This is a genomic window from Rhodocyclaceae bacterium, from assembly GCA_020248265.1.
In the GTDB taxonomy this organism is placed as follows: domain Bacteria; phylum Pseudomonadota; class Gammaproteobacteria; order Burkholderiales; family CAIKXV01; genus CAIKXV01.
On record JADCHX010000011.1, the window covers coordinates 16424 to 43234 of the forward strand.

The following is a 26811-nucleotide window of genomic DNA, read 5'->3' on the forward strand; positions in this document are numbered from 1 at the left end:
TTTTTTTCGCCGCTCCTGACCCCGCAGGCCACCTTCGGCCGTTCAATGCCTGCAGTCACGCTAGACTTCTCTCCCATGCACATACCGATGGTTTCAAGAAAGGCGCACCCCGCCGCGCCCCGGCTGCGCCTTCCGTCGCCGATCGTCCGGGCCTTCCTGTCGCTGCTCGCGGCGCTGCTGGTGCTGCTGCAGCCTGTGCTGGCACCTTCGGCATTCGCCCAGCTCAAGATCGAGATCACCGGCGCCGGCGCCAGCCAGTCGCCGATCGCCATCGTGCCGTTCGCGGGCGAGGACCGGCTGGCGCAGGCGCTGACGCCGGTGATCATCGCCAACCTGCAGCGCAGCGGCCTGTTCCGGCTGATCGACGCGCAGGACATCCGGCCGCTTCCGGTGCAGCCTTCCGATCTCCGGTATCCCGACTTCAGTTCACGGGGCGCCGATGCGGTGGTGATCGGTTCGACCAGCCCGCTGCCCGATGGGCGGGTGGAGGTGCGCTTCCGCCTGATGGATGTCGCGAAGCAGTCGCAACTCGCCGGCTTCAGCTACACGGTGAACCCGGGGCAGTTGCGCCTGACCGCGCACCGTATCTCGGACGCGATCTACGAGCGGCTGACCGGCGATGTCGGCGTTTTCAGCACCAAGATCACCTATGTCGAGCGGCAGGCCAACCGGTTCGAACTGAAGATCGCCGATGCCGACGGGTCCAACGCGCAGACGGTGCTCGCATCGAGCGAGCCGATCATCTCGCCCAAGTGGTCGCCCGACGGCACCCGCATCGCCTACGTGTCGTTCGAGCGCAAGAAGCCGATCATCTACGTGCAGTCTCTGATCAACGGCTCGCGCATCGTGCTGGCGAACTTCCGCGGCAGCAACAGCGCGCCAGCCTGGTCGCCCGACGGTAACCGGCTCGCGGTAGTGCTGACCCGCGACGGGCCGTCGCAGGTATACCTGATCGATGCGGATGGCTCGAATCTCCAGCGTCTCACCAAGTCCAACGCGATCGACACCGAGCCGGCGTTCACCCCCGACGGGCGTTCGATCCTGTTCACCTCCGACCGTGGCGGCAGCCCGCAGATCTATCGCGTCCCGGCTGGCGGCGGCGAGGTGGAGCGGCTGACCTTCGAAGGAACCTATAACGTGTCGCCGCGGGTGAGTCCCGACGGACGCAGCTTCACGTTCGTGCAGCGCGCCGGCGGCCGCTTCAACATCGCCATCCAGGATTTCGCCACGCGCCAGGTGCAGGTCCTGACGGATACCGCTGTCGACGAGTCGCCCAGTTTTGCCCCTAATGGCCGCATCATCCTCTACGCAACCGAGGTCAGGGGGCGTGGTATCTTGGCTGCAGTGTCCAGTGACGGACGCGTGCGGCAGCGGCTGTCTGCAGGCTCGAGCGACGTGCGCGAGCCTGCATGGGGTCCCCTGTTGAAGGCACAGTGAAAGGGAAGACGATGACTGAACTGTCGATGCAACCCAGCGCGGATCCGTCCGCCACCCGTCGCGTGCCGGGCCTGCCGTGCACCGGCCCTCGCGCCGCCTGGGTCGGCCTGCTGTGCCTGGCCGTGCTGGGCGGATGCTCGTCGACGCCGGGGTCCGAACAGTCGTCCGCGGAGGTCGAGTCGCGTACGATCGGCGAACAGGGTGCGTTGAGCAAGCCTGCGACCGATGCATTGCCGAAGGCGCCGGTCGGCCAGCCTCCGATCAGCAGCGCGCCGATCGCAATCGACCAGACGCCGTCCGGCCAGTTGCCCGCTGTGCTGAGCGATCCGAAGAGCCTGCTGTCGCGGCGCAGCGTCTTCTTCGAGTACGACAGCAACGTGGTGCGCGACGAGTTCCGCCCGATGATCCAGGCGCACGCCCGTTTCCTGCTCGACAACCCGAAGTTGCGGGTGACGATCCAGGGCAACACCGACGAACGCGGCAGCCGCGAGTACAACCTCGCCCTCGGCCAGCGCCGGGCCGACGCCGTCCGCCAGGCGATGTCCGTGCTGGGCGTGACCGAACGCCAGATGGAGCCGGTCAGCCTCGGCGAAGAGCGTCCGCGTGCGAGCGGCAGCACCGAAGCGGCCTATGCCGAGAATCGCCGCGCCGACATCCTGTACGACGGCGAAGACAAGCTTCCGGCCGGCAAGTGATCGCAGGCATACCCGTGGTGCGCGTGCCTGCGCGGCGCGCGACGGCATGGCTGGCGTGTGCGGTAGTCGTCGCCGGCATCGCGCCGGCGGCGCATGCGCAGCTGTTCACCGATACCGAGTCGCGCAAGGCGATCGCCGCACAGCGCGAGACGATCGCCGCTCAGCAGCAGCAGATCGCCGACCTCACCCGGCAGTCGGGCGAACTGTCGACGCGGATCAACCAGCTCGAGAACGCGCTCAAGGCGCAGTCGCTTCTGGAAGTGCTGAACCAGGTCGAGACGCTGCAGGCCGAGATTCGCGCGCTGCGCGGCCAGCAGGAGGTCCTCGCCAACGCGATCGACACCGCCACGCGCCGGCAGCGCGACATGTACATCGACATCGATTCGCGGCTGAAGCGGCTCGAGGCGCCAGCGGCCGGCGCTGCGAGTGCTGCGCCGCCTGGCACTGCGCCGGCGGCACCCGGCGCGCCGGCAGCGCCTGCGCCCGCCGTCACCGCACCTGCGCCTGCGGCCACTGGCACCGCCCAGGCGCCGGTTGCGGCTGGCGGTGCCAGCGCGCCGCCGGCTGCGTCCGCCAGCGGCACCGCCACGCCGGCCGGGGCCGATCCCGTCGCGGAGCAGCGTGCCTACGATGCCGCACACCAGTTGCGCCGCATCGGCAACTTCGCCGGTGCGATCACGGCGTTCCAGTCGTTCGTGAAGACCTGGCCGAAGAGCCGGCTGACCCCGGCCGCGCAGTACTGGATCGGCGATTCGCATTTCAACCTGCGCGAGTTCCGCGTGGCGATTGCCAGCCAGCGGCAACTGATCGCGACCTGGCCCGACCACGAGAAGGTTCCAGACGCGCTGCTGAACATCGCCAGCTGCCAGGCTGAACTCGGCGAGACGGCCGCGTCGCGCAAGACGCTTGAGGACCTGATCGCGCGTCATCCGCTGTCCGAAGCTGCCGAGCGCGCAAAGCGCAGGCTCGCGCCGCGCAAATGACCCGATGAGCGCACGTCCGGATGCGGCCGTCGGCCCGGGCGCGTCGGCCGCTGCGGTTCGCCTGCGCATCACCGAGATCTTCTTCTCCCTGCAGGGGGAGACGAGTCGCGTCGGCCTGCCCACCGCCTTCGTGCGCCTGACCGGATGCCCGCTGCGCTGCGGCTACTGCGATACCGCGTACGCGTTCCAGGGCGGCCGCGTGATGGATGTCGATGCCGTACTGGCCGAAGTGGCGTCCTTTGGCGCGCACTGGGTGACCGTCACCGGCGGCGAACCACTGGCGCAGCGCGGCTGCGTCGACCTGCTGCGCGCCCTGTGCGACGCAGGCCGGTCGGTATCGCTCGAAACCAGTGGCGCCATCGACATCGCCGCCGTCGACCCGCGGGTATCGACGATCCTCGACATCAAGACTCCTGGCTCGGGCGAAGCCGGGCGTAACCTCTGGCAGAACCTCGATCACCTTGATCGCCAGGACGAGGTGAAGTTCGTGCTGTGCAGCGAAGCTGACTACGAGTGGGCGAAGGCGATGCTCGAGACGCACGCGATCGCGGCGCGGTGCCCGGTGCTGTTCTCGCCGTCCTTCCACCAGTTGCCGGCAACCCGGCTTGCGGAATGGATCCTGCGCGACCGCCTGCCGGTACGCATGCAGGTGCAGTTGCACAAGCAGCTCTGGGGGGAGGCGCAGGGAAGATGAGCGACGCGGCGACAACCGTGGCGGCAGAGGCGCAGAACCTGCCTGGCGCAGCGAAGCCGGCCGTGGTGCTGTTGTCCGGTGGGCTCGATTCGGCTACCGTGCTGGCCGTGGTGAAGGCCGGTGGCTTCGCGCCGCATGCACTGTCGATCGACTATGGCCAGCGCCATCGCGCCGAACTCGATGCCGCCGCCCGTGTCTCTGCATCGATCGGCGTTGCCGCGCATCGGGTGGTGCGGGTGGACGCCGGGCAGTTCGGCGGCTCCGCACTGACCGATGCGTCGATCGACGTGCCGGTCGATGGCATCGGGGCCGGTATCCCGGTCACGTACGTGCCGGCACGCAACACGCTGATGCTCGCACTCGCGCTCGGCTGGGCCGAGGTGCTCGGTGCCTCCGAGATCTTCATCGGCGTGAACGCGATCGACTACTCCGGCTATCCCGACTGCCGCCCTGCCTTCGTGGCAGCATTCGAAGCGATGGCCAACCTCGCCACGCGCGCCGGTGTCGAAGGGCAGCGGCTGCATGTGCGGGCACCGATCATCGACCTCGACAAGTCGCAGATCATCCGCCTCGGCGTATCGCTCGGGGTCGACTATGCGCAGACCGTATCGTGCTACCAGGCAACCGACGACGGTCGCGCCTGCAGGCGGTGCGACGCCTGCCGATTGCGCCGCGACGGCTTTGCCCGCGCCGGCGTCGCCGACCCGACGCGCTACCGGGACTGATCGCGGCGCGCGCCGGGTGCTGCTGCCTTGATTTCCACCACGCGGGGACCGATCCTTCACCCATGATCCCGGAAGCCACCCCCCATACCGGCACGCTGGTCGCCTTGTTGGCGTTCGTGCTGGCATTCGTGTTCGGTGCGACTGCCCAACGCACGCATTTCTGTACGCTCGGCGCGGTGTCCGACTGGATCAACATCGGCGACCTTTCGCGCATGCGCATGTGGCTGCTGTCGATCGCGGTGGCGATGCTGGCAGCCAACGGCCTGCAGGCGGCCGGGCTGATCGACCTTGGCAAGTCGATCTATGTCGCGCCCAATCTGATGTGGCTGTCGCACATCGTCGGTGGCCTGCTGTTCGGCATCGGCATGACGCTCGGATCCGGCTGCGGCAGCAAGACACTGATCCGGATCGGTGCCGGCAACCTGAAGTCGGTCGTGGTTGCAGTGTTCCTGGGCCTGTCGGCCTGGATGACGCTGCGCGGGCTGTTCGGGCAGTGGCGGGTCGACTGGCTGCAGCCGGTGGCGGTGAACCTCGAGCGCTGGTCGATTCCCGGGCAGGATCTGCCGACCCTTCTCGCCGGCGCCCGTGCGTCGGCTGCGATGGCGATGGGCTGCGCAGCCGCGATCGCAACGGCGATCCTCGCCTTCGTGTTCGGCAGCCGTGATTTCCGCGGCAACCGCGACGGTATCGTCGGCGGGACCGTGGTCGGCCTGCTGGTGGCGGCCGGCTGGTTCGTCACGGCCAACCTCGGCTACCGGGAAAATCCCGAAACGCTGGAACTCACCTTCTACGCGACCAACTCGCGCGCAGCCGAATCGTTCAGTTTCGTGGCCCCCGTGGCCTACACGCTGGAACTGCTCGCGATGTGGACCGACCGTTCGCTGCGCGTCACCTTCGGCATCGCGGCGGTGGCAGGCATGATCGCGGGTGCGTTCGCGATGGCGATGGCCACCCGCACCTTCCGCTGGGAGTCGTTCACCTCGCCGGCCGACATGCGCAACCACATGCTGGGCGGCGTCCTGATGGGGTTCGGGGGTGTCACTGCACTGGGATGCACGATCGGGCAGGGCATCAGCGGGCTGTCGACGCTGGCGCTCGGGTCGTTCATCACGTTCGCTTCGATCGTCGCGGGCTGTGCCGCGACGATGAAGTTCCAGTACTGGCGAATGATGCGCGAGGCATGATGTTGCGTCTTCGCGCAGAGTCGTTATAATCGCGGGCTTCGCTCAGGGGGCCGTTAGCTCAGCCGGTAGAGCAGCGGACTTTTAATCCGTTGGTCGGCAGTTCAAATCTGCCACGGCCTACCACCGAGCGAAGCACGAAATTCAGCGGCAATCCCACTCGTCGGCCATCGCCCACGACCTTGGTTCGGATACCGTGCCGTCTGCCCGGATCAACTGGCCGACCAGTACCTCCGACTTCTTCACCTGGATGCGGCTGGTCGCGCGGAAGGTGTAGCCATCGAAGTCGCGCACCGCATTGCCCGAACGCGTCAGGCCACTGTCCAGGAAGGTCGTGACGCCCGCCTGGCCCGGGGACACCTTGCAGCTGACGACCTGTGCGCCCGGCGCGGCGCTCGACGGGCGCGAGGGGGTGGCCACTGGTGCTGTTGCCGCCTTCGGCGCTGGCGCCGTGGCCGCTGCGCACGAGCGGAAAGTCGCCGCGTCACGGCCTTCGGTGAGCTTGAGCGTACCGGCGTCGAGTTCGAAGACAGCCTTCTGCGACCATTCGCGGCCTTCGCGGTTGCAGCGTTCCTCCACCACCACGCGAGTGCCGATGGTCGGGGCAACGGCGCGGGCCGTGCAGGTGGCATCCACGTCGTTGAACCGCCGCGACTGCTCGATCACCAGCGCCGGTGTTGCACAGTCGCCGCCGGCGTAGGCGTAGCGCCCGCGCATGGTGGCCGGATAGTCGGCAGCGAGCGCCGCGGCGGACAGCGACATGCAGAGCAGGCCGGGCAGGAGGGAACGCTGGACCAACATGACTTCTCCTTCAGTTCGGGCCGGCCGTGCATACGCAGTGCAGGCCGCAGGTGGGCGCATCGGCAGGCGGCGCGCGTGGATCGATCGGGATCCATGGTCGGGTATCGGTACGGCATCGTCTTTCTTGAGTGCCCATGCATGACAGTGCATCTGCAGCTGTGCCTGTCCCTTGCCTTGCCCGTCACTGCGCCTGCCACGCGGATTGCTATAGACTCGCGCCCACCGCAAATCCATCCGGCTTGATCGAATGCCACGCAACATCGTAGTGCTCGGCGCAGGCGCCATAGGCTGCAATGTCTCCACCGACCTCGCGCGCGCCGGCCATGCGCCGCTGGTAGTCGACCCGTGGCCGTCGCAGGTCGAGGCGCTGCGCACGCACGGACTGAAGATCACCCTGCCGGATGGCGAAGAGCATGCACCGCCGATCGAAGCGGTGCACCTGTGCGACTTCGCCAGCCATCGGCGCACCTACGAGACCTACGACCTCGCCCTGATCATGATGAAGTCGCAGGACGCGCGCTGGATGGCCGAGTTCGTGCGGCCGCACCTGGCGCCCGATGCGGTCGTGGTCGGTCTGATGAACGGCATGAACGATGAGGCGATCGCCTCGGTGGTCGGGCGGGAACGCACGGTCGGGGCCTGCATCGAACTTGCGGCCGAACTGTTCGTGCCGGGCGAGACCCGGCGCAAGACCCCGCGCGAACGCACCTGGTTCGCGCTCGGCGAGCTCGACGGGCGCATGACGCCGCGGCTGGAGATGCTGCGCGACCTGCTCTCGTGCACCGCCCAGGTCACCACCACCGCCAGCATCCGCGACGCCAAATGGACCAAGCTCGTCACCAACTCGATGGTGCTCTCGCCCTTCGCGATGCTCGGCGTGCAGTCCTACGAGGCGACCCAGGATCCGCAGATCTTCGACCTGATCCGACGCATCGGCTGCGAGACCATCGCCGTCGGCCAGGCGCATGGCTTCCGGCTGCAGCCCATCTTCGGCCTGACCGAAGCGGAGTTCGGTAGCTCGCCGGAGGCGATCGTCGAGAAGCTGGTGACCACGCTGGTCGGGCATATCGGCAGGAACTCGCGCAACACCGCGTTCCAGGATCTGCTGAAGAAGCGGCGCAGCGAGACCGATTACATCAACGGGCTGGTGGTATCGCTCGGGCGCGAAGCAGGGATCCCGACGCCGGGCAACAGCGCGGTGTGCGACATCGTGCACCGGATCGAACGCGGCGAACTCGGCCCGTCGGTCGAGAACATGGGGCTGGTCGACTTCGACGGGCAGGGTTGAGCCTGCAACGCCGCCCGCAGCAGGCGGCGGCAGGCGCTACTGGTTGCTGATCCCGGCCTCGGCAATCACCCGCTTCCACTTCGCGACCTCGGCCGCGAAATACTTGCGGAACGCGTCGATGCTGCCGCCCAGTGGCTCGAAGCCGTTGCCCGCGAACTGCTGCAGCATCTCCGGATGCCGGATCGCCTCGTTCGCCGCGACGTTGATCCGCTCCTGGATCGCCCGCGGCGTCTTCGCCGGCGCGAGCAATCCGTACCAGCCGGAGAACTCGTAGCCCGGCACGCCGGCCTCGGCGATCGTGGGGATATCCTGCGCCAGCGAAGACCGTGCCGCGCTGCTGACCCCGAGTGCACGGACCTTGCCGTTGCGCACGAAGGGCAGCGCTGTCGAGATGCCGACCAGTGCCACGTTCACTTCGCCCGACAGCAGCGCCGCCATCGACGGCCCGGTGCCCTTGTATGGCACGTGCACCATCCGGATGCCTGTCGCATTGGCAAGCAGTTCGGTGCCCATGTGCGAGGCACCGCCTGCGCCGCCGGATCCGAAGGTCAGTTGCCCGGGCTTCGCCTTCGCCTGGGCGAGCAGTTCGCCCAGCTTCGCGATCTGGGTCGACGGATGCGCGGCGAGCAGAGACGGCTGGCTTGCGACCAGCGCGACCGGCGCCAGGTCGCGCAGCACGTCGAAGGGGGCATTGCGGTTGAGCGTGCCGACGTAGGATACGCCGACGCTCTGCATCAGCAGGGTCTGGCCATCGGGATTCGCACGCACGACCAGTTCGGTCGCGATAAGGCCACCACTGCCGGCGCGGTTGTCGACCACCACCTGCTGCTTCCAGGTATCGGCCAGCCGCTGCGCGAGCAAACGTCCCAGAATGTCGATGCCACCGCCCGGGGCCGCTGCGGCAATCAGGCGCACCGGCCGTGCCGGATACGACTGTACCTCCGCCGAAGGGGCCTCGGCGGCGCTGGCGCTGCCGCAGGTGCCGGTTATTGCCAGCAGCGCGAGGGCGGATGCATGCTTGCGTCGCGCTGCCGCTGGATGTGTATGTGTCACTGGCTGCTCCTCCGGTTGCCGCGCCGGTGGCGCCTGGATGGCCACCGGTCTCGAGGCCGCGCAGTGTGCCTCGCGCCGGGGCGTGTCGCAACCGTGTATCCACCGTACATCCGGCCGCGTATCCAGCGTTGCCGCCCGCGGCTGCCTGCAGCGCACGCCAGTGAAGGTGTACCCGGCGTTCAGCCGCTGTCGCCGGGCGCGCGGCGCGGCGGGGCGAACCGTGCCCGGTCGTGCGCATCCAGCAGCGGCATCAGCATGAACTCGTCCAGGCCCTGCGCGCGAAGGGCTGCGGCGACCAGGTGCAGGTGCACCTCGAAATTGTTCCGGTCCAGGGCGGTCGATGACACCGTGAAGAATGGGGGTATCAGGGGCGACGCGGTGCGGAACAGGAATATGGCCGTGTTCGCGCGGTCGGGGACCCGTGTCGCCGCCAGCAGCGAGTAGGGCCCGCCGGATGCGGTCGATGGTGCTGGCTGCCCGCGGATGAAACGCAGTGCGAAGGCGAATTCGCGGCCCGGCCGGGAGGGGGCTGCCGCCTCCGGGTGGGGCGGGTTCGCATCGATCAAGACCCGCCGTGGAGCCAGCGGATCGTCGCCGAAACGACGATATACCGCGAGCGGTGTCGCACCGCGCAGTGCCGTGCTCGCATCGCGCGCTTCGTTGCCTGCCGCATCGAGGACCACGATACGCGCCTGTGCAGGCAGCGGACGCAGCAGCAGGCCGGTGCCGGACAAGGCATCGTCCAGGTACGAAATGCCGAGGAAGCAGAGGGTGGCCACGAGCGCGGCCATGCTTGCCAGGCCACCAGCCGCTGCCCGGAAGGCCCAGCAGACCAGTGCCATGCCGTAGAGCAGCGCAGGCACTGCGAGGTCGGAGGCCATGCTGCCCCAGCCCTCGCGGGCGATGGCAGCGCGGCCACAGGCCACCGCAACCAGCGCTGCAAACGCAGACAGTCCATGGCGGCGCACCAGCGCCCGCAGGTGGGCGGTATCGCGCGCGCAGACCAGCAGCGCGAGCATCAGCAGCGACCCCGACACGCCGGGGGCCAGCACGCCCCCGTCGAGCACTGCCCACAGGCAATGAAGTGTCGCTGCCATGAACAGCGCTACCGCGACCGGGTGCCAGTCATGGCGTCGTGCGATGCCGGGGGCGGCCGCGAGCGCAGTTGCGAAGGCACCCATCAGCGGCAGTCCGACCGCCCAGCGTTCCATCGCCGGGACGAGGGTGGGCAGCGTCGCCAGCGCGGAGCTGCCGAGGTCGCTGTGCAGCAGCGAGACGGTGCTGAACGCGTTGCCTGACCAGTGCCGGCCCTCCAGCTGCCACGGCAGGTCGAGGCGCTCCTGCACGCCCAGCAGCGCGAACAGTGCGACCGCATGGGCGAACACCACCAGCGTGAGCAGCAGTTGCCCGGCATCCGCACGGTCCCACCACGCCGCCGTCGAATGACGCGACAGCGCCAGCACGGCGAGCAGCGCCGCTGCTGCGCCCGGTACCAGCAGCAGGGTGTCGCCCTGAATGCCCGACCGGAACGGATGCAGCAGCCAGTGCGCGAGCAGGCGGGCGATGTCCGAATGGCGTGTCGCCAGTGCCAGCGCGATGCACGCACCCGCAAGCAGCCAGAATCCGGTGGCCGCCGCCGGTGTGTCCCGCTTCCCTGCGTTCGTCCTCAAGTCGCTCCCATCCCTGCCGCTACTATGCCATCGGGAGCGCTGCCGGATACGGCCTGCGCGTCGCGGTTGCGTTTCCCGCAGCGCGACCTTGCCTGCGCGGACCGCCGTGTTGCGCGGCGCCAGGTTACTTGGGTTCCGGGACGGCGATTGGTATCATCCGATCCGGTATTGAACGAATGGAGTTTCCGCCATGACGCAGCGCACCAGAGCAGAGACCTGCAGCAAGACGACCCTCGGGGCACGGTCGAGCCTGTCCGCCGCAGGGTTCTCCCTGGCGCTTGCCGTCTGTGTCGCGGGCACCCTTGCCTGCGCCGGTCCGGCGCTCGCGCAGTCGCCGTCGGCAACCGGCTGGTATACCGGCTTCGGAATGGGCCAGTCGCGCCTCGGCTTCAAGACCGGCGATTTCAACGTCGGCGGCACGGCCGCCGCGTTCGACGACAGCAATACGGCATTCAAGTTCTTTGCCGGCTATCGCCTGCTGCCGTGGCTGGCCGTCGAAGGCGGCTATGACAATCTCGGCCGCAATCCCGTTACCTATTCGAGCGGCGGTGGCAGTGCCCGGCTCGATTACAAGGTCGACGCGGTGAAGCTTACTGGTGTCGGCTCGATCGCCTTCGGCAAGACTGGTTTTTCCGGCTTCGGCAAGGTCGGGTTCGGCTACGCCCGGGTGCGTGCGGACAGCAGCAACTTCCCTGCCGTGGTGGGTCGCGGCGAACTGTCCGATCGCGACTGGAAGGTCTCGCCCGTTATCGGCGCAGGCCTGCAGTACCAGTTGCCGCGCGGTCTCGCGCTGCGCGCCGAGTACGAGCAGTACAACGAAGTCGGCGACTCGCCGCTGCCCACCGGACGCGCACGCGCCGGCCTGTGGTCGCTGTCGCTGATATACCTTTTCTAGCCCGGTCCGGCGACGCACGGCCGGTTCAGCGCAGCAGCAGCGCTCCACCGGAGGCCACGAGCAGGACGGCGACGATGCGGCGGAAGCCGGTCGGCGTCGCGCGTGCATGCATGCGCGCACCGATGCCCAACCCGAGCAGTGCGCAGGGCAGTGCCAGCGCGGCGAGCATCAGCGTGCCGCGGTCGAAGTGACCCAGGCCGAGGTAACCCAGTCCGCGCAGGGTGCCGAGCACCACCAGCACCGCGGACATCGACGCGCGGAACGCGCCCTTTTCCATCTTCAGCCACTCCAGGTACACACCGTAGACCGGCCCGGCCAGGCCGCCGAAGGTCGTGCCCACGATCGCGGCGAAGGTCGCCAGTGGCGGTACCACCAGCCAGCGCGGCAGGCGCGGACCGCCTGGCGGCCGGTCGCCCTTGAGCAGCGACCAGACGCCGAAACCCGCGACGAATACCCCCAGCGCGGTGACCAGCGTGTCGTCGCCGAGCCGGTCGAACAGGTACAGTCCGACCGCGACGCCGACCAGGCTCCATGGCAACAGCGGCTTCAGGTCCTTCCATGCGATCTGGTCGCGATGGCGCACCGCGATGCCGATCGAGGACAGCACCGCGATCAGCGTGACGACCGGCACCACGGTCGTCAGCGGCAGGAACAGCGCGAGCGCCGGGATCAGAATCGCGCCGAATCCGGCCAGGTTGCGTATCGCGAATCCGGCGGTGAAGATCAGTGCCGCCCACGCCAGCTGGAAGGTGCTCAGGCTTTCCATCGGCTCACTGGTCGCGCTCCCGGGGCGGTCCCTTCACGCGCACGATGCGCACGACCTCGGGGATCAGCCGCAGCCGCTTCATGATCTGCGCAAGATGGAAGCGGTTGGTCACCTGCAGCGTGAAGTTCATGGTCGAGTAGGCGCTGGAGTCGGACTGCTCGACACTGACGTTGTCGATGTTCGATCCGGCTTCGGCGATGCCGCCGGCCACCCGCGCGAGCACCCCGCGCTCGTTCGCCACCGACAGGCGTATGTTCACCAGGAACGTGCGTCGCGTCTTGTCGTCCCACTGTACGTCGACCCAGCGGTCGGATTCGTGCCGACTCTTGCGGATCACCGGGCAGTCCTGAGTGTGGATGACGATACCCTGCCCCTTGCTGACCAGGCCGATCACCGGGTCGCCGGGGATCGGGTTGCAGCAGCGCGCCAGTTGCGCGGCCATGCCCTCGGTGCCGCGGATCAGGATGGTGCCCGGCATCTGCTGCTCGGACGGAGCGATACCCGAGCGCTGCAGCAGGCTGGCGGCGACCACGGCGGCCAGCCGCTTGCCCAGTCCGATATCCGCGTACAGATCAGCCTTGCTCTTCGCGCCCGACTCGCGCAGGTACTTCTCCCAGCTGTCGGCGGCGATCTCTGCCGGCGTGCCCTTGAGCGTCGCCAGCGCCTGGTTCAGCAGCCGCTCGCCGAGCAGCACCGACTCTTCGAGCTGCATGGTCTTCAGGAAGTGCCGGATCTGTGAGCGCGCGCGTGCGGTGGTAACGAAGTTGAGCCAGGCCGGGTTCGGCCGTGCCTGCACCGCCATGATGATATCCACGCGATCGCCGTTCTTCAGTTCGGTGCGCAGCGGCATCAGTTCATCGTTGATCTTCACCGCGATCGCGCGGTTGCCGATGTCCGTGTGGACGAAGTACGCGAAGTCGACCGCAGTCGCGCCGCGCGGCAGCGCCATGATCTTGCCCTTCGGCGTGAACACGTAGACCTCGTCCGGGAACAGGTCGACCTTCAGGTGTTCCAGGAACTCGACTGCGGTACCCGAAGTGGTCTGCAGTTCGAGCAGGCTCTGCAGCCACTGGTGGGTCTTCCGGTGCAGTTCGTTCAGGTCGGCATCGGAGGTCTTGTACAGCCAGTGCGAAGCGACGCCGGCCTCGGCGATCTTGTGCATCTCGTGGGTGCGGATCTGCACTTCCAGTGGCATGCCGAACGGGCCGAACAGCGTCGTGTGCAGCGACTGGTAGCCGTTGGCCTTCGGGATCGCGATGTAGTCCTTGAACTTCCCCGGGAAGGGCTTGTACAGCCCGTGCAGCACGCCCAGCGTCAGGTAGCAGGACGGGACGTCCTTCACGATCACGCGAAAGCCATAGATGTCCTGCACCTGTGCGAACGACAGCTGCTTCTCGAGCATCTTGTTGTAGATGGAGTACAGGTGCTTTTCGCGCCCGGTGACCGAGGCGTCGATGCCGCCTTCCTTGAGCCGTGCGAGGATCGCTTCGAGCACCTTGCCGACCACCTCGCGGCGGTTTCCGCGGGAGGTCTTCAGCGCCTTGGCAAGTACCCGGTAGCGGGTCGGGTGGAGGTATCGGAACGACAGGTCGTCCAGTTCCTGGTAGATGCTGTTGAGTCCCAGCCGGTTCGCGATCGGTGCGTAGATGTCGAGCGTCTCGCGCGCGATGCGCTTCTTGCGCACCGGGTCCATCACCTGCATCGTGCGCATGTTGTGCAGGCGGTCGGCGAGCTTGATCAGGATCACGCGCACGTCGCGCGCCATTGCCAGCAGCATCTTGCGGAAGTTCTCGGCCTGGAAGTCTTCCTTGCTCTGGAACTCGATCGCGTCGATCTTCGACACGCCGTCGACCAGTTCGGCGACCGGCTTGCCGAACGACTCGGCGATCTCCTCCTTCGTGACGGCGGTGTCCTCCATCACGTCGTGCAGCAGCGCCGCAGTGAGCGCCTGCGGATCGAGGTGCCACTGGGCCAGGATCTTCGCGACCGCCAGCGGGTGCGAGATGTAGGGTTCGCCGCTCTTGCGGAACTGCCCGTGGTGCGCGGCCTCGCTGAACGCGTAGGCGCGCTGCAGCCTGGAAACGTCGTCTGCCTTGAGATAGGACGTGAGGTCCTTGAACAGCAGTTCTGCTTCGACCATCAGCGCTGCAGCCCGGGTGGGTGGTTCGACCGGTCACGCTTCCGCGACCGATACTTCAACGACCGCAGCCTACCAGAAAGCAAAACGCCGCCCCGGTCGTTCGCCTCGGGGCGGCGTTGTCGGCCGCGTCCGGCCCGTGTCGCCGCACGCGTCCGGCGGGCGCGTGTGCGCCCTGCATGGCTCAGGTGTTCGGCGCGCGGTGCATGATGTCGAGGCCGATCTTGCCCATGGCGATCTCGCGCAGCGCGATCACTGTCGGCTTGTCCTTGTTCGCCTCGACCAGCGGCGTGGCGCCCATCGTCAGCTGGCGCGCGCGATAGGTGGCCGCGAGAGTGAGCTCGAACCGGTTGGTGACCTGCTTGAGGGCGTCGTCTACGGTGATACGGGCCATGTGGAAATCTCCGGCTGCCTGGCGCGCTGCGCGCCGGGAGGGTTCATCTGAGCGCTTCGATCAGCGCCTGGTGGCGTACGAGTTGCGCGGGACGCATCAGGCGGTGCGCGATCACGATGCTCTGCAATTCACGCGCAGCGGTGGCGAACACCGCGTTCACTATAACATAGTCGAATTCGTCGACATGCCCGATCTCGGTGCGCGCCGCCCTGACGCGGCGGGCAATCACTTCTTCGCTGTCCTGTCCCCGGCCGCGCAGCCTCGATTCGAGCGCTGCGATCGATGGCGGCAGGATGAACACGCTGACCGCCTGCGGGTACAGTCGGCGCACCTGCTGCGCGCCCTGCCAGTCGATCTCGAGCACGATGTCGTCGCCCGCCGTCAGCGCATCGAGCACCCAGGTGCGGCCGGTGCCGTAGCAGTTGCCGTGCACCCGCGCGTGCTCGAGCAGGTCGTTCGACTCGATCATCCGTTCGAATTCGGGCATCGCCACGAAGTGGTAGTCGTGGCCGTCCGATTCGCCGGGCCGAGGCTCGCGCGTCGTGTACGACACCGACTTGCGGACCGCAGGATCCGCCGCAAGCAGTGCATTGACCAGTGAGGTCTTGCCCGCGCCCGACGGCGCGCTGACGACGAACAGGCAGCCGCTCATCTATTCGACATTCTGTATCTGCTCGCGCATCTGCTCGATCAGTACCTTGAGCTCGATGGCGGCCTGGGTGGTGGCGGTATCGACCGACTTGGAGCCCAGCGTGTTGGACTCGCGGTTGAATTCCTGCATCAGGAAATCGAGCCGCTTGCCGACCGCGCCGCCGCGCGACAGCGTGCGCCGCAGTTCTTCGACGTGCGCCGAGAGCCGGGACAGTTCTTCTTCGACGTCGATCTTCGACGCGTACAGCACGAGTTCCTGGGCGAGACGATCAGGTTCGGCCGTGATGCCGGCATCGGCCAGCCTCGCCAGCAGCTTTTCGCGTTGTGCCGCGAGCAGCGCCGGGATGCGCGGCTTCACGTCGGTGACGATCGCCGCGACGCCGTCGGCACGCTCCAGGATGAAGGTGCGCAGCTTGTCGCCTTCGCGCTCGCGCGATGCGTTGAACTGCGAAAGTGCCTCGTCGCACAGTCCGAGCACGATGTCGCGCAAGGCATCGCCCGCGAGCGCCTGGGTCACCAGTACGCCGGGCCAGCGCAGGATCTCCGCGACCCCCAGTGCGGGCGCGCCCGGGGCGGCCGTGCGTACGGCGGTGGCCAGTTGCAGCAGGTTCGCCAGCGCTGCCGGATCGAGCGCCCCCTGGGTGCCGCCGGTGCCCGCAGCGTTGATCGAAATGCGGCACTCGACCTTCCCGCGCCCGACCTTCGCCGCCACGCGCTCGCGCATCGGCTGTTCGAACGGCCGCAGTTCCTCGGGCATCCGGAACTGCAGGTCGAGGAACCGGTTGTTCACTGCGCGCAGTTCGAGCGTGAACACGCCCTGCGGCAGTTCGAGCGTGGCCACTGCGTAGCCTGTCATGCTGCTGATCTTGCCTGCCATGGGTCTGTCTGGTACCTGCCTGGATGTTGCGGGGGTTGTAACCGGGGACGCCAGCGCAGACAATCCGCGCCTCGAATCGACGATAGCACAGCGCCCCTCCCGATGACCCAGCCAGCCAGTAATGCCACCGCGTCCGCCATCGCCCGGCCCAGCGGCCGGGCGCCCTCCGCCCTGCGGCGAGTGACCCTCGAACGCGGCTTCACCCGCCATGCCGAGGGTTCGGTGCTGGTCACCGCCGGTGAGACCCGCGTGATCTGTACTGCCAGCATCGAAGAGGGCGTGCCGTCGTTCCTGCGCGGCAAGGGACAGGGCTGGATGACCGCCGAGTACGGCATGCTGCCGCGCTCGACGCACACCCGGATGGCGCGCGAGGCGGCGCGCGGCAAGCAGTCCGGCCGCACCCAGGAGATCCAGCGCCTGATCGGGCGCTCGCTGCGCGCGGCCGTCGACCTCACCGCTCTGGGCGAGCGCACCCTGCAGATCGACTGCGACGTGATCCAGGCCGATGGTGGCACGCGCACCGCGAGCATCACGGGCGCCTTCGTTGCGGTACATGATGCGTTGTCCGGGCTGGTCCGGCAGGGCCTGCTCCCGTCGCTGCCGATCCTCGACCATGTCGCCGCGGTGTCGGTCGGCGTCTGGCGTGGCACGCCGGTGCTCGACCTCGACTACGCGGAAGACTCCGACTGCGACACCGACATGAACGTGGTGATGAACGGCAGCGGTCGCTTCATCGAGGTGCAGGGTACGGCGGAGGGCGAAGCTTTCTCTCGCCACGAGATGGACGCGCTGCTGGCACTGGCGCAGACCGGTATCGCGGAACTGGTCTTGCTGCAGAGGCAGGCGTTGTCCGCCCCGGCAGCCGGCGGCGATGTCCGGGGCGGCGCCTGAGGTGGCATCCGGGGTGGCGCGTACGCGCCTGGTGATCGCCAGCGGCAATGCCGGCAAGCTGCGCGAGATCGACCACATCCTCGCGCCGCTGAACTTCGAGGTGATCGCGCAGGGCGCGCTCGGCGTCACCGAGGCGCCGGAGCCATACTGCACCTTCATCGAGAATGCGCTGGCCAAGGCGCGACACGCGGCGGCATCGACCGGCCTGCCGGCGCTTGCCGACGACTCCGGGATCTGCGTCTCCGCCCTGGGTGGTGCGCCTGGCGTGCATTCCGCGCGTTATGCCGGTGAGCCGAAGTCGGATGCACGCAACAACGAGAAACTCGTCGCCGCGCTCGACGGCGTTGCCGACCGGCGCGCACACTACTATTGCGTGATCGTGGTGGTGCGCTGCGCCGACGACCCGCAGCCGCTGATCGGCGAAGGCCTCTGGGCCGGCGAAGTGGCCCGGGCAGCGGCCGGAGAGGGCGGCTTCGGCTACGATCCGTGGTTCATGATCCCGTCGGTCGGGCTCACCGCCGCACAGATGCCGGCGGAGCAGAAAAACCGGATCAGCCACCGGGCGATGGCGCTGGCGAGCATCGCCGGGAAGCTGCGCTCGGATTTCTGAAGATCCGCCGCGCGAATGTCCGCGCGGGGCCCCACATTAGGACATGTCGATGGCGAGCCAGACTGAAATCACCAACATGGCGGTGTTCTGCGATTTCGAGAACGTGGCCCTGGGCGTGCGTGATGCGAACTACGCCAAGTTCGACATCGACAAGGTACTCGAGCGGCTGCTGCTGAAGGGCAACATCGTGGTGCGCAAGGCGTACTGCGACTGGGATCGCTACAAGCAGTTCAAGCGCTCGATGCATGAAGCCTCGTTCGAACTGATCGAGATCCCGCACGTGCGTCAGTCGGGCAAGAACTCCGCCGACATCCGGATGGTCGTCGACGCGCTCGACCTCTGCTACACGAAGGCCCACCTGGATACCTTCGTGCTGCTCACCGGCGATTCCGACTTCTCGCCGCTGGTGGCCAAGCTGCGCGAGAACGCGAAGACGGTGATCGGCGTCGGGGTGAAGCAGTCGACCTCCGACCTCCTGATCAACATCTGCGACGAGTTCATCTATTACGACGACCTCGTGCGCGAGCAGCCGGCGGGCCGCGGCGGGATGCCGCGAGGCCGGCCCGGCTCGCCGCGTCGCTCGGGTTCCGCGCGGCCCGACGGCAACGGTCATGCGATCCAGCCGATGGTCGGTCCGCCGCTTCCGCTGCACGAATCGCTGCGCGGGCCCGCCCGTGGTGCGCCGCGCGAACGCAAGGCGGACGGCGGTCCGCGTGAAGCAGCGGTCGAATCGGCCGTAGAGACGCTGACGCCCACCGTGCATCCGCCGTTGCAGCCGGCCGCCGAGGCTTCCCCGGTTGCGGAGGAAGGCGCGGCAATCGACGGCGCAGTTCCTGCCGCGGAAGGCGACGTGGCGGCCGTACCGGCGCCGCGCGGCAGGGCGCGCGCGAAGAGCACGCGGGCCCGGGCGGGATCGCGCCGCGGTTCGACCGCGGCCGCAGCCGATGCAGCCGAAGCCGGGTCGCCGCAGGGTACCGATATCGTGCCGGCACCTGGCGAGGTGGGGCTGCCTGAGCCGGTCACGGTGCCGGTCGTCGAGACCGTGGCAGCGGACGCACCTGCGCCGGCAGCAAAGGGCCGTGCCCGCCGCCCGCGGGCAGGCAGCAAGGCCGCACTGGCGGCTGCTGCGAAGCTCGCCGAAGCCGAGGCGGAAGCCGCAGCGGAACCGGTGGCGCAGCCGTCGGCCGGAAAAGGCGCCGAGGTCGCCGAAGCGGGCACCAACCCTGCAGCCATCCATCCGGCCGATCCGGTCAGCGACGGTTCCGACAAGGCTCAGCAGGCGATCGACCTGGTCCTTGCCACCGTCGAGGCACTGGTGGCCGAACGCGGCGAAGAGGAACGCATCTGGGGCTCGATGGTCAAGCAGACACTGAAGCGGCGCAATCCTGGCTTCAACGAGTCGTACTACGGCTTTCGCACGTTCAGCGAACTGCTCGAGGAGGCCCAGGCGCGCCGGCTGCTCGAACTCACCCGCGACGAGAAGTCGGGCGGCTTCATCCTGCGCCTGACCCATCACGACGACTGACTTTCGTCGACTGCGTTTAACATCCCGGTCCTCAGTACACGATCACGAATGAAGGGGGAAGGGATGGCCCAGTCAAAGGCTGCTGCGTCCGGCGTATTCCACGCGCAGGGGAACGGGCCGGCGTTCCGACCGTTCGTCGGCCTGCGGGTGATCGACCTCACCCGGGTACTTGCTGGTCCTTACTGCACCTACCTGCTCGGGCTGCTCGGCGCCGATGTGATCAAGGTCGAGCCGCCCGGCCGCGGCGAGACGATACGTCGCCGCACCGGCGGCGACCCGGCGCTCGCCGAGGCCGGCGTGTCGGTCGCGTGGTCCACGCAGTCGGCGAACAAGCGCTGCATCACGCTCGACCTCGACCGCCCGCGCGGGCAGGAACTGTTCCGTGAACTCGCGGCAGGGGCCGACGTGGTGGTGCAGAACCTGCGTACCGGCTCGGCCGAGAAGCGCGGCATCGGCTATGCGCAGTTGTCCGCGCTCAATCCGAAACTGATCTATTGCGCGATCACCGCCTACGGCGGCAATGGCCCGCGCGCCACGCATCCCGCCTACGACAGCGTGATCCAGGCGGTCTCGGGCCTGATGAGCCTCACCGGTCAGCCCGATGGCGATCCGCTGAAGGTGGGGCCGCCGGTCATCGACTACGTCACCGGCATGAATGCCGCGCTGGCAGTGGTGTGCGCGCTGTTCGAACGCACGCAGACAGGCCGCGGACGCTGCATCGACCTGGCGATGCTCGACTCGAACCTTGCGCTGATGACCTCGGCGCTGACTCTGTTCGTGAACACCGGCAGGCAGCCGGCGCGGCCTGGAAACGACGCCGCCAGCCGCGCCCCGGCGTCGACCACCTACCGTGTGTCCGACGGCCAGTTCGCGATTGCGATCAACGAGGAGCACCAGTATGTGCACCTGTTCCAGTCGATGGGGCTCGCGCACCTGCTGGATGACCCGCGCTTCGCGACGCTCGCCGACCGCAACCGCAACATCCCGGCGTTGCGGGCCGAACTGCAGCGGGTATTCGAGACCAACACCTCGGCGCACTGGGAGCAGGTGCTGAACGAAGCCGGTGCCCCGGGCGGGCGCGTGAACTCGCTGGCGGAGGTGACTGCTCATCCGCAGTTCGCCGCGCGCAATCTGTTCCAGCAGGTGTCCCTGGAGGCCAACGGTGCCAGTGCGCAGATGCAGTTGCCGCTCGCGCCGTTTTCGGTCGACGGTGACCGTGGATCGATCCGGCTGGCACCTCGTCCGGTGGGAGCCGATACCGACGCAGTGCTCGGCGAACTGGGGGTCGGCGCCGCGGAACTGGCGGCACTGCGCGCCGACCGCACGATCTGAGCGGCGGCGTCAGCCTTCCACGATCGAATCAGCGGCTGGCACGCGTGCGATCGACCAGTGGTCGATCGCGAACGCGAGGGCACCGTCGCGACCAGCACCGCTCGGCGGTAGCGCCTGGCCCAGGAAGGCCAGCGCGCGGCGCAGCCACGGTACCGCCGCGTCGGCATGGTGGAGATCGATGGCCGGTGCAAACGTCTGCTTCGACAGCTTCTGCCGCTGCGCATTGAGTGCGAGCGGCAGGTGGGCGTAGCGCGGGACTGGAAGGCCGAGCAATTGCTGCAGCCAGATCTGGCGCGGCGTCGAGTCGAGCAGGTCGGCGCCGCGCACCACGTCGGTGATGCCCTGGGCGGCGTCGTCCACGACCACGGCGAGCTGGTAGGCGAAGATACCGTCCGCCCGGTGGACGACGAAGTCCCCGATATCGCTTTCCAGGTGCTGTTCGATGCGTCCGCGAACCCGGTCGTCGAAGGCGATCGCGCGGTCGTCCACGCGCACGCGCCAGGCGCGGGTACCTCGGCCGGGTGGCAGGCCGCTGCGGCAGGTGCCCGGATAGACCGGGCCTTCGATACCGGCGTGCGTCGAGGCAGCCGCGACTTCAGTGCGGGTGCAGGTGCAGGGGTACGCCTGGCCGGCGGCGATCAGTGCATCGAGCGCCGCGCGGTATGCGCCGATCTCCCGACTCTGCATACGGATTTCTCCGTCCCAGGCCAGGCCGAGCCGTTCGAGCGTGCGGCGGATCGCATCGACCGCGCCGGGCCGGTTGCGCGGCGTGTCGAGGTCGTCGATGCGCAGCAGCCACTGGCCACCCACCGCGCGGGCATCGAGCCAGCCTGCCAATGCCGCCACCAGCGAGCCGAAGTGGAGCGCGCCGGTGGGAGACGGTGCAAAACGCCCTCGGTAATTCACGCCACGATTGTGCCGCCAGAGGCGCGTGTGCGCCAGCGCGGCCGCTTCGACGGGCCGCCCGTGCGATGACGGCTGGGCCGGTCATCGGCCTGCATCCGGGCGCGGGGGCGCGATTGCCGGATAATGATCGCCTGCCCGGTTGCCGTGAACTGGCGGCCGCCGGGGGTCTGTCCCATCGCCGATGAACCTGCCGCTGCAGTTCGATATCCCCTACCGCGCCTCGGCGCTCGATCTATACCTGCCGGTGGCCGGGGAGCCCTGGGCGATGCTCCTCGACAGCCATGCCGACCGTGCGCATCCGCTGGCGCGCTTCGACATCGTGGTCGCCGATCCCGTGACCACGATGGTCACCCGGGGCGGTATCACCGAGATCGAACGGCATGGAGATCCGTCCCGTGCGCCCGCACTTGACCTCGCGCAGGGCGATCCGTTCTCGCTGCTGCGGCGGGAAATCGGTCGTGCCGGCACCGGTGCCGCAGCGACCTGCGCCGACCTGCCTTTCGCCGGCGGAGCACTGGGTTACCTCGGCTACGACCTCGCGCGCCGGATCGAGCGATTGCCCGCGATTGCGGAAGACGACCGGCACTGGCCGGAACTTGCGGTAGGCATCTACCGCTGGGCTGCACTCACCGACCACGCGGCACGGCGCAGCGTGCTCGCTGTCGCCGATCCGGAGGTGCTCGGCGCCGATGCGATCGACCGGTTGCGCGCGTTGTTCTCGCAGGACCCGATCGGCGGCCCGCTGGCCGGGCAGTACCCTGTTCGTATCGAAGGTGTCGAGTCGAATCTGACCGAAGCCGACTATCGTGAGCGTTTCGATCGCGTGGCGCGCTACATTCGCGAGGGCGATGTCTACCAGGTGAACCTTGCGCAGCGATTCAGCGCGAGCTACGGGGGCGATCCGCTCGCGTTGTTCCGACGCTTGCGCGAGCGCGCGTCCGGTCCGTGCAGCGCCTTCCTGGACCTGCCGTTCGGCCAGGTGCTTTCGGTATCGCCGGAGCGCTTTCTTCAGGTGCGCGAGGGTCGGGTCGAGACACGGCCGATCAAGGGCACGCGGCCGCGCTACGCCGACCCTGCCGCCGACGCAGCGGCGATCGACGAACTGTCGGCGAGCGGCAAGGATCGCGCCGAGAACGTGATGATCGTCGACCTGCTGCGCAACGACCTCGGCCGCTGCTGCCGTACCGGCAGCGTGTCGGTGCCGGAGCTGTTCGCGGTCGAGAGCTTCGCCTCGGTGCACCACCTGGTCAGCACGGTCATCGGCGAACTCGACGAAGCGCGCGACGTACTCGACCTGGTGCGCAGTGCGTTCCCCGGCGGTTCGATCACTGGCGCGCCGAAGCTGCGCGCGATGCAGATCATCGAGGAACTGGAGCCGCACCGGCGAGGGGTGTACTGCGGGGCGATCGGCTACATCGGCTTCGATGGCGCGGCAGACCTCAACATCGCGATCCGTACCGCGATGCTGCGTGACGGCCGGGTCGATTTCTGGGCAGGGGGCGGCATCGTCTCCGACTCGGATGCCGGCCTCGAGTACGCCGAGACGCTGGCCAAGGCCGCTGCCTTCCTGGCCCTGGCGGACGACTGAACGCGGGTTCGCCGGCAGGGGGGCGATCAACCGCGCGTCCGGCTCCTCCGCTCAACCATCGATGGCGAGCGTGAATACCTCACGACGCGGCCGGACGACCAGCGGACGTGGCATCTGCACTCCGTAGCCCTGGGCGTAGTCGACCCCCATGTCGCGCAGTTTCTCGATGATGCGGTCGTTTTCCACGTACTCGGCGATGGTCCGGATGCCCATCACCTGCCCGATTCGGTTGATCGCCTCGACCATCGCGCAGTCGATGGGGTCTTCGACCATGTCCTTCACGAAGCTGCCATCTATCTTCAGGTAATCGACCTTCAGGTTCTTCAGGTAGGCGAACGACGCCATGCCGCTGCCGAAGTCGTCCAGCGCGAAGCTGCACCCCAAGGCCTTCAGTTCCGACATGAAGTGGGTTGCCTGCTTCAGGTTGGCGATCGCCGAGGTTTCGGTGATCTCGAAGCACAGCGCCGACGCCGGTACGCCGGTCGTTCGCAGCTCTTCGCGGACGAAGGCCACCAGCGTCTCGTCCGAGAGCGAGGTGCCCGACAGGTTGATGCCGCACACCGGCAGCACCACGCCGGGCACGTCGATCTCGTCGGCCAGCCACTCGATCGTACGATGGATCACCCAGCGATCGACCTGCGGCATGAGGTTGTAGCGTTCGGCTGCGGGGATGAACGCGCCGGGCGGCGTGAGATTGCCCTGTTCGTCGAACAGCCGCACCAGCATCTCGAGGTGGGGCGCTGCGTCGGCAACACCCGGCTGGAGCGCTCTGATCGGCTGGGAGTGCAGGAGCAGTCGGTTCTGCTCGATCGCCGCGCTCAGGCGCGCGACCCAATGCATCTCGCCCTGGCGCTGCGCGAGTTCCGTATCGTCCGGGTGGAAGACATGCACCCGGTTGCGACCGCGCTCCTTCGCCGCATAGCAGGCGGTATCGGCGGCCGACATCACCGAGGCCGAACTGCCCGAGGTCTGGTCGACGGCGACCAGGCCGACGCTCACGCCGATGGTGAAGGTCTTGCCCTCCCACGTGAACCGGTAGTCGCGCACCGCCTGTACGATCGCGTTGGAGATCCTGCGTGCCTGGTCGGCGGGGCAGTCCTCGAGCAGCAGGCCGAACTCGTCGCCACCGAGGCGTGCCAGCGTGTCGCGCTTGCGCATCCGTTCCTGCAGGCGCGCGGCGAGCTCGCGCAGCAGTTGGTCGCCGGCGGCATGGCCGCAGGTATCGTTGACGACCTTGAACTGATCGAGATCGAGGTAGGCCAGTGCATGCGGGCCGGGTTCCTCGTTCAGGGTTTCCAGGATGCGCGTGAGCCGGCGCTCGAACTCGAAGCGGTTGATCAGCCCGGTCAGCGCATCGTGCGTGGCCTGGTAGGAGACCTGTTGCGCGATCCGCCGCTGCTGGGTCACGTCATGCAGCACCAGCACGACCCCGGTTATGCCGCTGTCGTTGTTGCGCAGCGGGGCGGCCGAGGCATCGACGAACAGCTCTGCGCCGTCGACGCGCTCGAGTACGTGCTGGTCATTGAGTTCCACCAGCGCGTTGCGCAGCAGACACTCTCCGACCAGGTCGACCGGCCGTGCGCGCTGGACTTCGTGCGAGATATGGCACAGGTCGCGGAACGGTCTGCCGATCGCCTGCGCCGACAGTACGCCGAGCAGCGTCTCGGCCACCGGGTTCAGGTACTCGACGCAGCCCTCGGCATCGGCCGTGATCACCGCGTCGCCGATCGAAGCGAGCGTGACATCGACGCGCCGTTTCTCGCGGCGCAGCGCCTCTTCCGTGCGCTTCAGGTCGGTGATGTCCATGAAGGCCGCTACCGCACCGTGCGGTTTGCCTTCCTTGTCGAGCAGTGGTGTCGCGTTGCCGTACACGTTGCGCACACGGCCGTCCTTGAACACCAGCTGCTGCTCGAAATCGCGGACCTCGATGCCGAGGCCGGCAGCCACCTGCATCGGCAACTCGTAAGGAGCGATCTCGACGTGGTCCTTGAAGGACCGCGCATCATCGCCCGGGAGCAGGTCCGACTCATCGAAGGTGCCGGTAGTGGGGGCGGCCGCATCGAGCAGCAAGTAAGACGCGCGGTTTCCGGTGATGCGCGTGCCATCCGGGTCGTGCGCGATCCAGACCGCGACGGGTACGGCATCGAGCACCGCCGCCAGTTCGACAGCCTTCGCGCGCTCGCGCTGCTCGCTCTCCACAAGGTCCGCCTGCGCCCGCTTGCGCTCGGTGATGTCCTGCACGGTGCCGATCATTGCCCGCGGCCTGCCTTCATCGTCGTACTGCAGCAGCGCGCGCGAAGAGATCATCCGCTCGCGGCCGTCGGGCAGCACGACCCGGTAGTCGACCTGGAACTCGCCACCCTCCTGCAGCACGCGGGCGCGTTCATCGATCACGCACTGGCGATCGTCGGGATGCGCGAAGTGCGGCGAGCCCGAGGCCGTCGGCGTGAAGGCGTCCGGCGAAAGGCCGAAGATACGGTACAGCTCGTCCGACCATTGCATGGTGCCGCTCGAGAAATCCTGCCGCCAGCTGCCGACGCGCCCGACGCGCTGCGCGAGCAGCAGGTTCGATCCGTTCTCGCGCAGGTCGGCTTCGATCTCGCGCCGCTCGATGTCGCGGCGTTCGAGCGCGCTCGCCATCTGGTCGAGCGCGTCCGAGGCCTGCCGCAGTTCGGACACGCCCGAGCGAACCGCGCTGCGGGCCTGCAGGTTGCCTCTGCCGATCTGACGCGCGACTTCGCTCAGCCGGTCGAGCGGCCGCAGGAGCAGCACATTCAGGCTCGCCCATGCTGCCAGCATCGACAGCACGGTCAGCAGCGCGAGCATGTACAGATCGTCACGCAGGTTCCGGTCAATGGCGCGCATCGCCGCCTCGGTGGGCAGGCCGACCGCCAGATAGACGCCGCGCGCAGTCGATTCCATCGGCAGGCTGGCGTATGCCCGGTCCACGCCATCGGTGTCCCGTGCCCTCAGCGTGAAAGGACTGTTGTCGCTGGTCGCGGTGCGCAGTCGCTGCGCCAGCGGCCAGCGCGTCCCCGTACGGGAGACCTCCGGATGCATGCCTGCCAGCGTGCCTTCGGCATCGAATACAGCGATGGTGGCATTCGCGGGCAGCCGGCTGCTCAGCGCCAGACGCTCGAGCAGCCGCGGATCGGCGATCGAGCGGGTCGCTGCGCCGCTCGCTCCGTTTGCCGATGCCAGCGGGCGGGCGTTCTCTGCCTGCGCTTCACGGTCGCGCATTGCCTGCAGCAGTACCCGTGCCGCCTCTTGCTGCAGTACGTCGACTGCCTGCCGACGCTGCTGCGAATGCACGTGGAACGTATACAGCAGCGCCGGCAGCATCGCGAGCAGAAGCACGCCGAGGAAGCGCGTGCGAATAGAGCCTGCGCGAAACCGCGCGCGCTCGAATGCCGGTTGCGGCGGTTCGTTTTCGCTGTGTCGCTGCTGATGCATGGACGGGAAACGGGTGGGGCAGGGATCTGCGGCGGCTGCGCCGGGCGGTGTGGGCTCGGAGACTTCCGGGATCGTGCCTTTAACGGCCTGCGCAGCGAAATCTGAAGACTTCAGACACAGTTTGCAGCTGTTTCGGAGTGTACTGCGGCACAGGGCCTCTGTTTTGCATGCATCCCTGATACCCCCGATATGCCATGCTATCCTAAGAATTGCCCGCTGGATCGTCGTGTCGGCGGGTGCCGACGAGAAAAGGGTGACG

General features: G+C 68.0%; 22 protein-coding genes, 1 tRNA gene and 1 pseudogene. 14 read left to right on the top strand and 10 right to left on the bottom strand.

Going from position 1 to position 26811, the window contains the following annotated elements; translation table 11 throughout:
• Positions 1-87 precede the first annotated feature (87 nt).
• From tolB to ING98_11020, 7 genes are all read left to right on the top strand, one after another.
• Entirely contained in the window at positions 88-1437 is a 1350-nt protein-coding gene (gene tolB / locus ING98_10990) for a Tol-Pal system protein TolB (protein ID MCA3102393.1), read from the top strand.
• A gap of 26 nt (positions 1438-1463) precedes the next feature.
• A complete protein-coding gene (gene pal / locus ING98_10995) occupies positions 1464-2132 on the top strand; it encodes a peptidoglycan-associated lipoprotein Pal (protein MCA3102394.1) in 669 nt (222 codons plus the stop codon).
• The gene (gene ybgF, locus ING98_11000) at positions 2129-3115 is read left to right on the top strand and encodes a tol-pal system protein YbgF (protein ID MCA3102395.1); all 987 of its coding nucleotides are present in this window, start codon (positions 2129-2131) and stop codon (positions 3113-3115) included. The genes pal and ybgF overlap by 4 nt, the downstream gene beginning before the upstream one ends.
• Before the next feature lie 4 nt (positions 3116-3119).
• Positions 3120-3809 carry a 7-carboxy-7-deazaguanine synthase QueE gene (gene queE / locus ING98_11005; protein MCA3102396.1) on the top strand — a complete coding sequence of 230 codons (690 nt, stop codon included), beginning with the start codon at positions 3120-3122 and terminating at the stop codon, positions 3807-3809.
• On the top strand, positions 3806-4534 hold the full coding sequence (queC, locus tag ING98_11010; GenBank protein MCA3102397.1) for a 7-cyano-7-deazaguanine synthase QueC: 729 nt from the start codon (positions 3806-3808) through the stop codon (positions 4532-4534). Before queE ends, queC begins: the two co-directional genes overlap by 4 nt.
• A gap of 62 nt (positions 4535-4596) precedes the next feature.
• On the top strand, positions 4597-5718 hold the full coding sequence (locus ING98_11015; protein MCA3102398.1) for a YeeE/YedE family protein: 1122 nt from the start codon (positions 4597-4599) through the stop codon (positions 5716-5718).
• 47 nt (positions 5719-5765) lie between these two features.
• A tRNA-Lys gene (locus ING98_11020) sits at positions 5766-5841 on the top strand.
• 18 nt (positions 5842-5859) lie between these two features.
• Here the strand turns inward: ING98_11020 and ING98_11025 are convergent.
• Positions 5860-6516, bottom strand: coding sequence for a hypothetical protein (locus ING98_11025; GenBank protein ID MCA3102399.1), 657 nt, complete (start codon positions 6514-6516; stop codon positions 5860-5862).
• Positions 6517-6763: 247 nt separating this feature from the next.
• Here ING98_11025 and ING98_11030 point away from each other — a divergent pair, with 247 nt between their 5' ends.
• The gene (locus ING98_11030) at positions 6764-7804 is read left to right on the top strand and encodes a hypothetical protein (protein ID MCA3102400.1); all 1041 of its coding nucleotides are present in this window, start codon (positions 6764-6766) and stop codon (positions 7802-7804) included.
• 36 nt (positions 7805-7840) lie between these two features.
• Here ING98_11030 and ING98_11035 read toward each other — a convergent pair whose 3' ends face one another.
• Both ING98_11035 and ING98_11040 read right to left on the bottom strand, forming a co-directional pair.
• Positions 7841-8857 (bottom strand): tripartite tricarboxylate transporter substrate binding protein, encoded by a 1017-nt coding sequence (locus ING98_11035; protein MCA3102401.1) that lies wholly within the window; start codon positions 8855-8857, stop codon positions 7841-7843.
• Between the two features lie 179 nt (positions 8858-9036).
• Positions 9037-10527 carry a hypothetical protein gene (locus ING98_11040; GenBank protein MCA3102402.1) on the bottom strand — a complete coding sequence of 497 codons (1491 nt, stop codon included), beginning with the start codon at positions 10525-10527 and terminating at the stop codon, positions 9037-9039.
• A 190-nt stretch (positions 10528-10717) separates the two neighbouring features.
• On the opposite strand from ING98_11040, the gene ING98_11045 reads away from it, so the two are divergent.
• A complete protein-coding gene (locus ING98_11045) occupies positions 10718-11422 on the top strand; it encodes an outer membrane beta-barrel protein (protein ID MCA3102403.1) in 705 nt (234 codons plus the stop codon).
• Between the two features lie 25 nt (positions 11423-11447).
• Here ING98_11045 and ING98_11050 read toward each other — a convergent pair whose 3' ends face one another.
• The 5 genes from ING98_11050 to ING98_11070 form a co-directional block, all read right to left on the bottom strand.
• The gene (locus ING98_11050) at positions 11448-12188 is read right to left on the bottom strand and encodes a sulfite exporter TauE/SafE family protein (GenBank protein MCA3102404.1); all 741 of its coding nucleotides are present in this window, start codon (positions 12186-12188) and stop codon (positions 11448-11450) included.
• A gap of 4 nt (positions 12189-12192) precedes the next feature.
• A complete protein-coding gene (locus ING98_11055) occupies positions 12193-14328 on the bottom strand; it encodes a bifunctional (p)ppGpp synthetase/guanosine-3',5'-bis(diphosphate) 3'-pyrophosphohydrolase (GenBank protein MCA3102405.1) in 2136 nt (711 codons plus the stop codon).
• Between the two features lie 181 nt (positions 14329-14509).
• Positions 14510-14719: a DNA-directed RNA polymerase subunit omega gene (locus ING98_11060; protein ID MCA3102406.1), complete on the bottom strand. Its 210-nt coding sequence runs from the start codon at positions 14717-14719 to the stop codon at positions 14510-14512.
• Positions 14720-14762: 43 nt separating this feature from the next.
• The gene (gmk, locus tag ING98_11065) at positions 14763-15371 is read right to left on the bottom strand and encodes a guanylate kinase (GenBank protein ID MCA3102407.1); all 609 of its coding nucleotides are present in this window, start codon (positions 15369-15371) and stop codon (positions 14763-14765) included.
• A complete protein-coding gene (locus tag ING98_11070; protein ID MCA3102408.1) occupies positions 15372-16247 on the bottom strand; it encodes a YicC family protein in 876 nt (291 codons plus the stop codon).
• Positions 16248-16349: 102 nt separating this feature from the next.
• Here ING98_11070 and rph point away from each other — a divergent pair, with 102 nt between their 5' ends.
• The 4 genes and pseudogenes from rph to ING98_11090 all read left to right on the top strand — a co-directional run bounded on the left by rph (position 16350) and on the right by ING98_11090 (position 20605).
• Positions 16350-17138, top strand: coding sequence for a ribonuclease PH (rph, locus tag ING98_11075; GenBank protein ID MCA3102409.1), 789 nt, complete (start codon positions 16350-16352; stop codon positions 17136-17138).
• Positions 17119-17748, top strand: coding sequence for an RdgB/HAM1 family non-canonical purine NTP pyrophosphatase (rdgB, locus tag ING98_11080; GenBank protein ID MCA3102410.1), 630 nt, complete (start codon positions 17119-17121; stop codon positions 17746-17748). The genes rph and rdgB overlap by 20 nt, the downstream gene beginning before the upstream one ends.
• Before the next feature lie 49 nt (positions 17749-17797).
• A pseudogene (locus ING98_11085) lies at positions 17798-18274 on the top strand (NYN domain-containing protein).
• Between the two features lie 1062 nt (positions 18275-19336).
• Complete coding sequence (locus ING98_11090; protein MCA3102411.1) at positions 19337-20605, top strand: CoA transferase; 1269 nt, start codon at positions 19337-19339, stop codon at positions 20603-20605.
• Positions 20606-20614: 9 nt separating this feature from the next.
• On the opposite strand, the gene gluQRS is transcribed toward ING98_11090, so the two are convergent.
• Positions 20615-21511 (bottom strand): tRNA glutamyl-Q(34) synthetase GluQRS, encoded by an 897-nt coding sequence (gluQRS, locus tag ING98_11095; GenBank protein MCA3102412.1) that lies wholly within the window; start codon positions 21509-21511, stop codon positions 20615-20617.
• A gap of 181 nt (positions 21512-21692) precedes the next feature.
• Here gluQRS and pabB point away from each other — a divergent pair, with 181 nt between their 5' ends.
• The gene (gene pabB, locus ING98_11100) at positions 21693-23099 is read left to right on the top strand and encodes an aminodeoxychorismate synthase component I (GenBank protein ID MCA3102413.1); all 1407 of its coding nucleotides are present in this window, start codon (positions 21693-21695) and stop codon (positions 23097-23099) included.
• A 51-nt stretch (positions 23100-23150) separates the two neighbouring features.
• Here pabB and ING98_11105 read toward each other — a convergent pair whose 3' ends face one another.
• Positions 23151-26552: an EAL domain-containing protein gene (locus ING98_11105; protein ID MCA3102414.1), complete on the bottom strand. Its 3402-nt coding sequence runs from the start codon at positions 26550-26552 to the stop codon at positions 23151-23153.
• Positions 26553-26811: the final 259 nt, after the last annotated feature.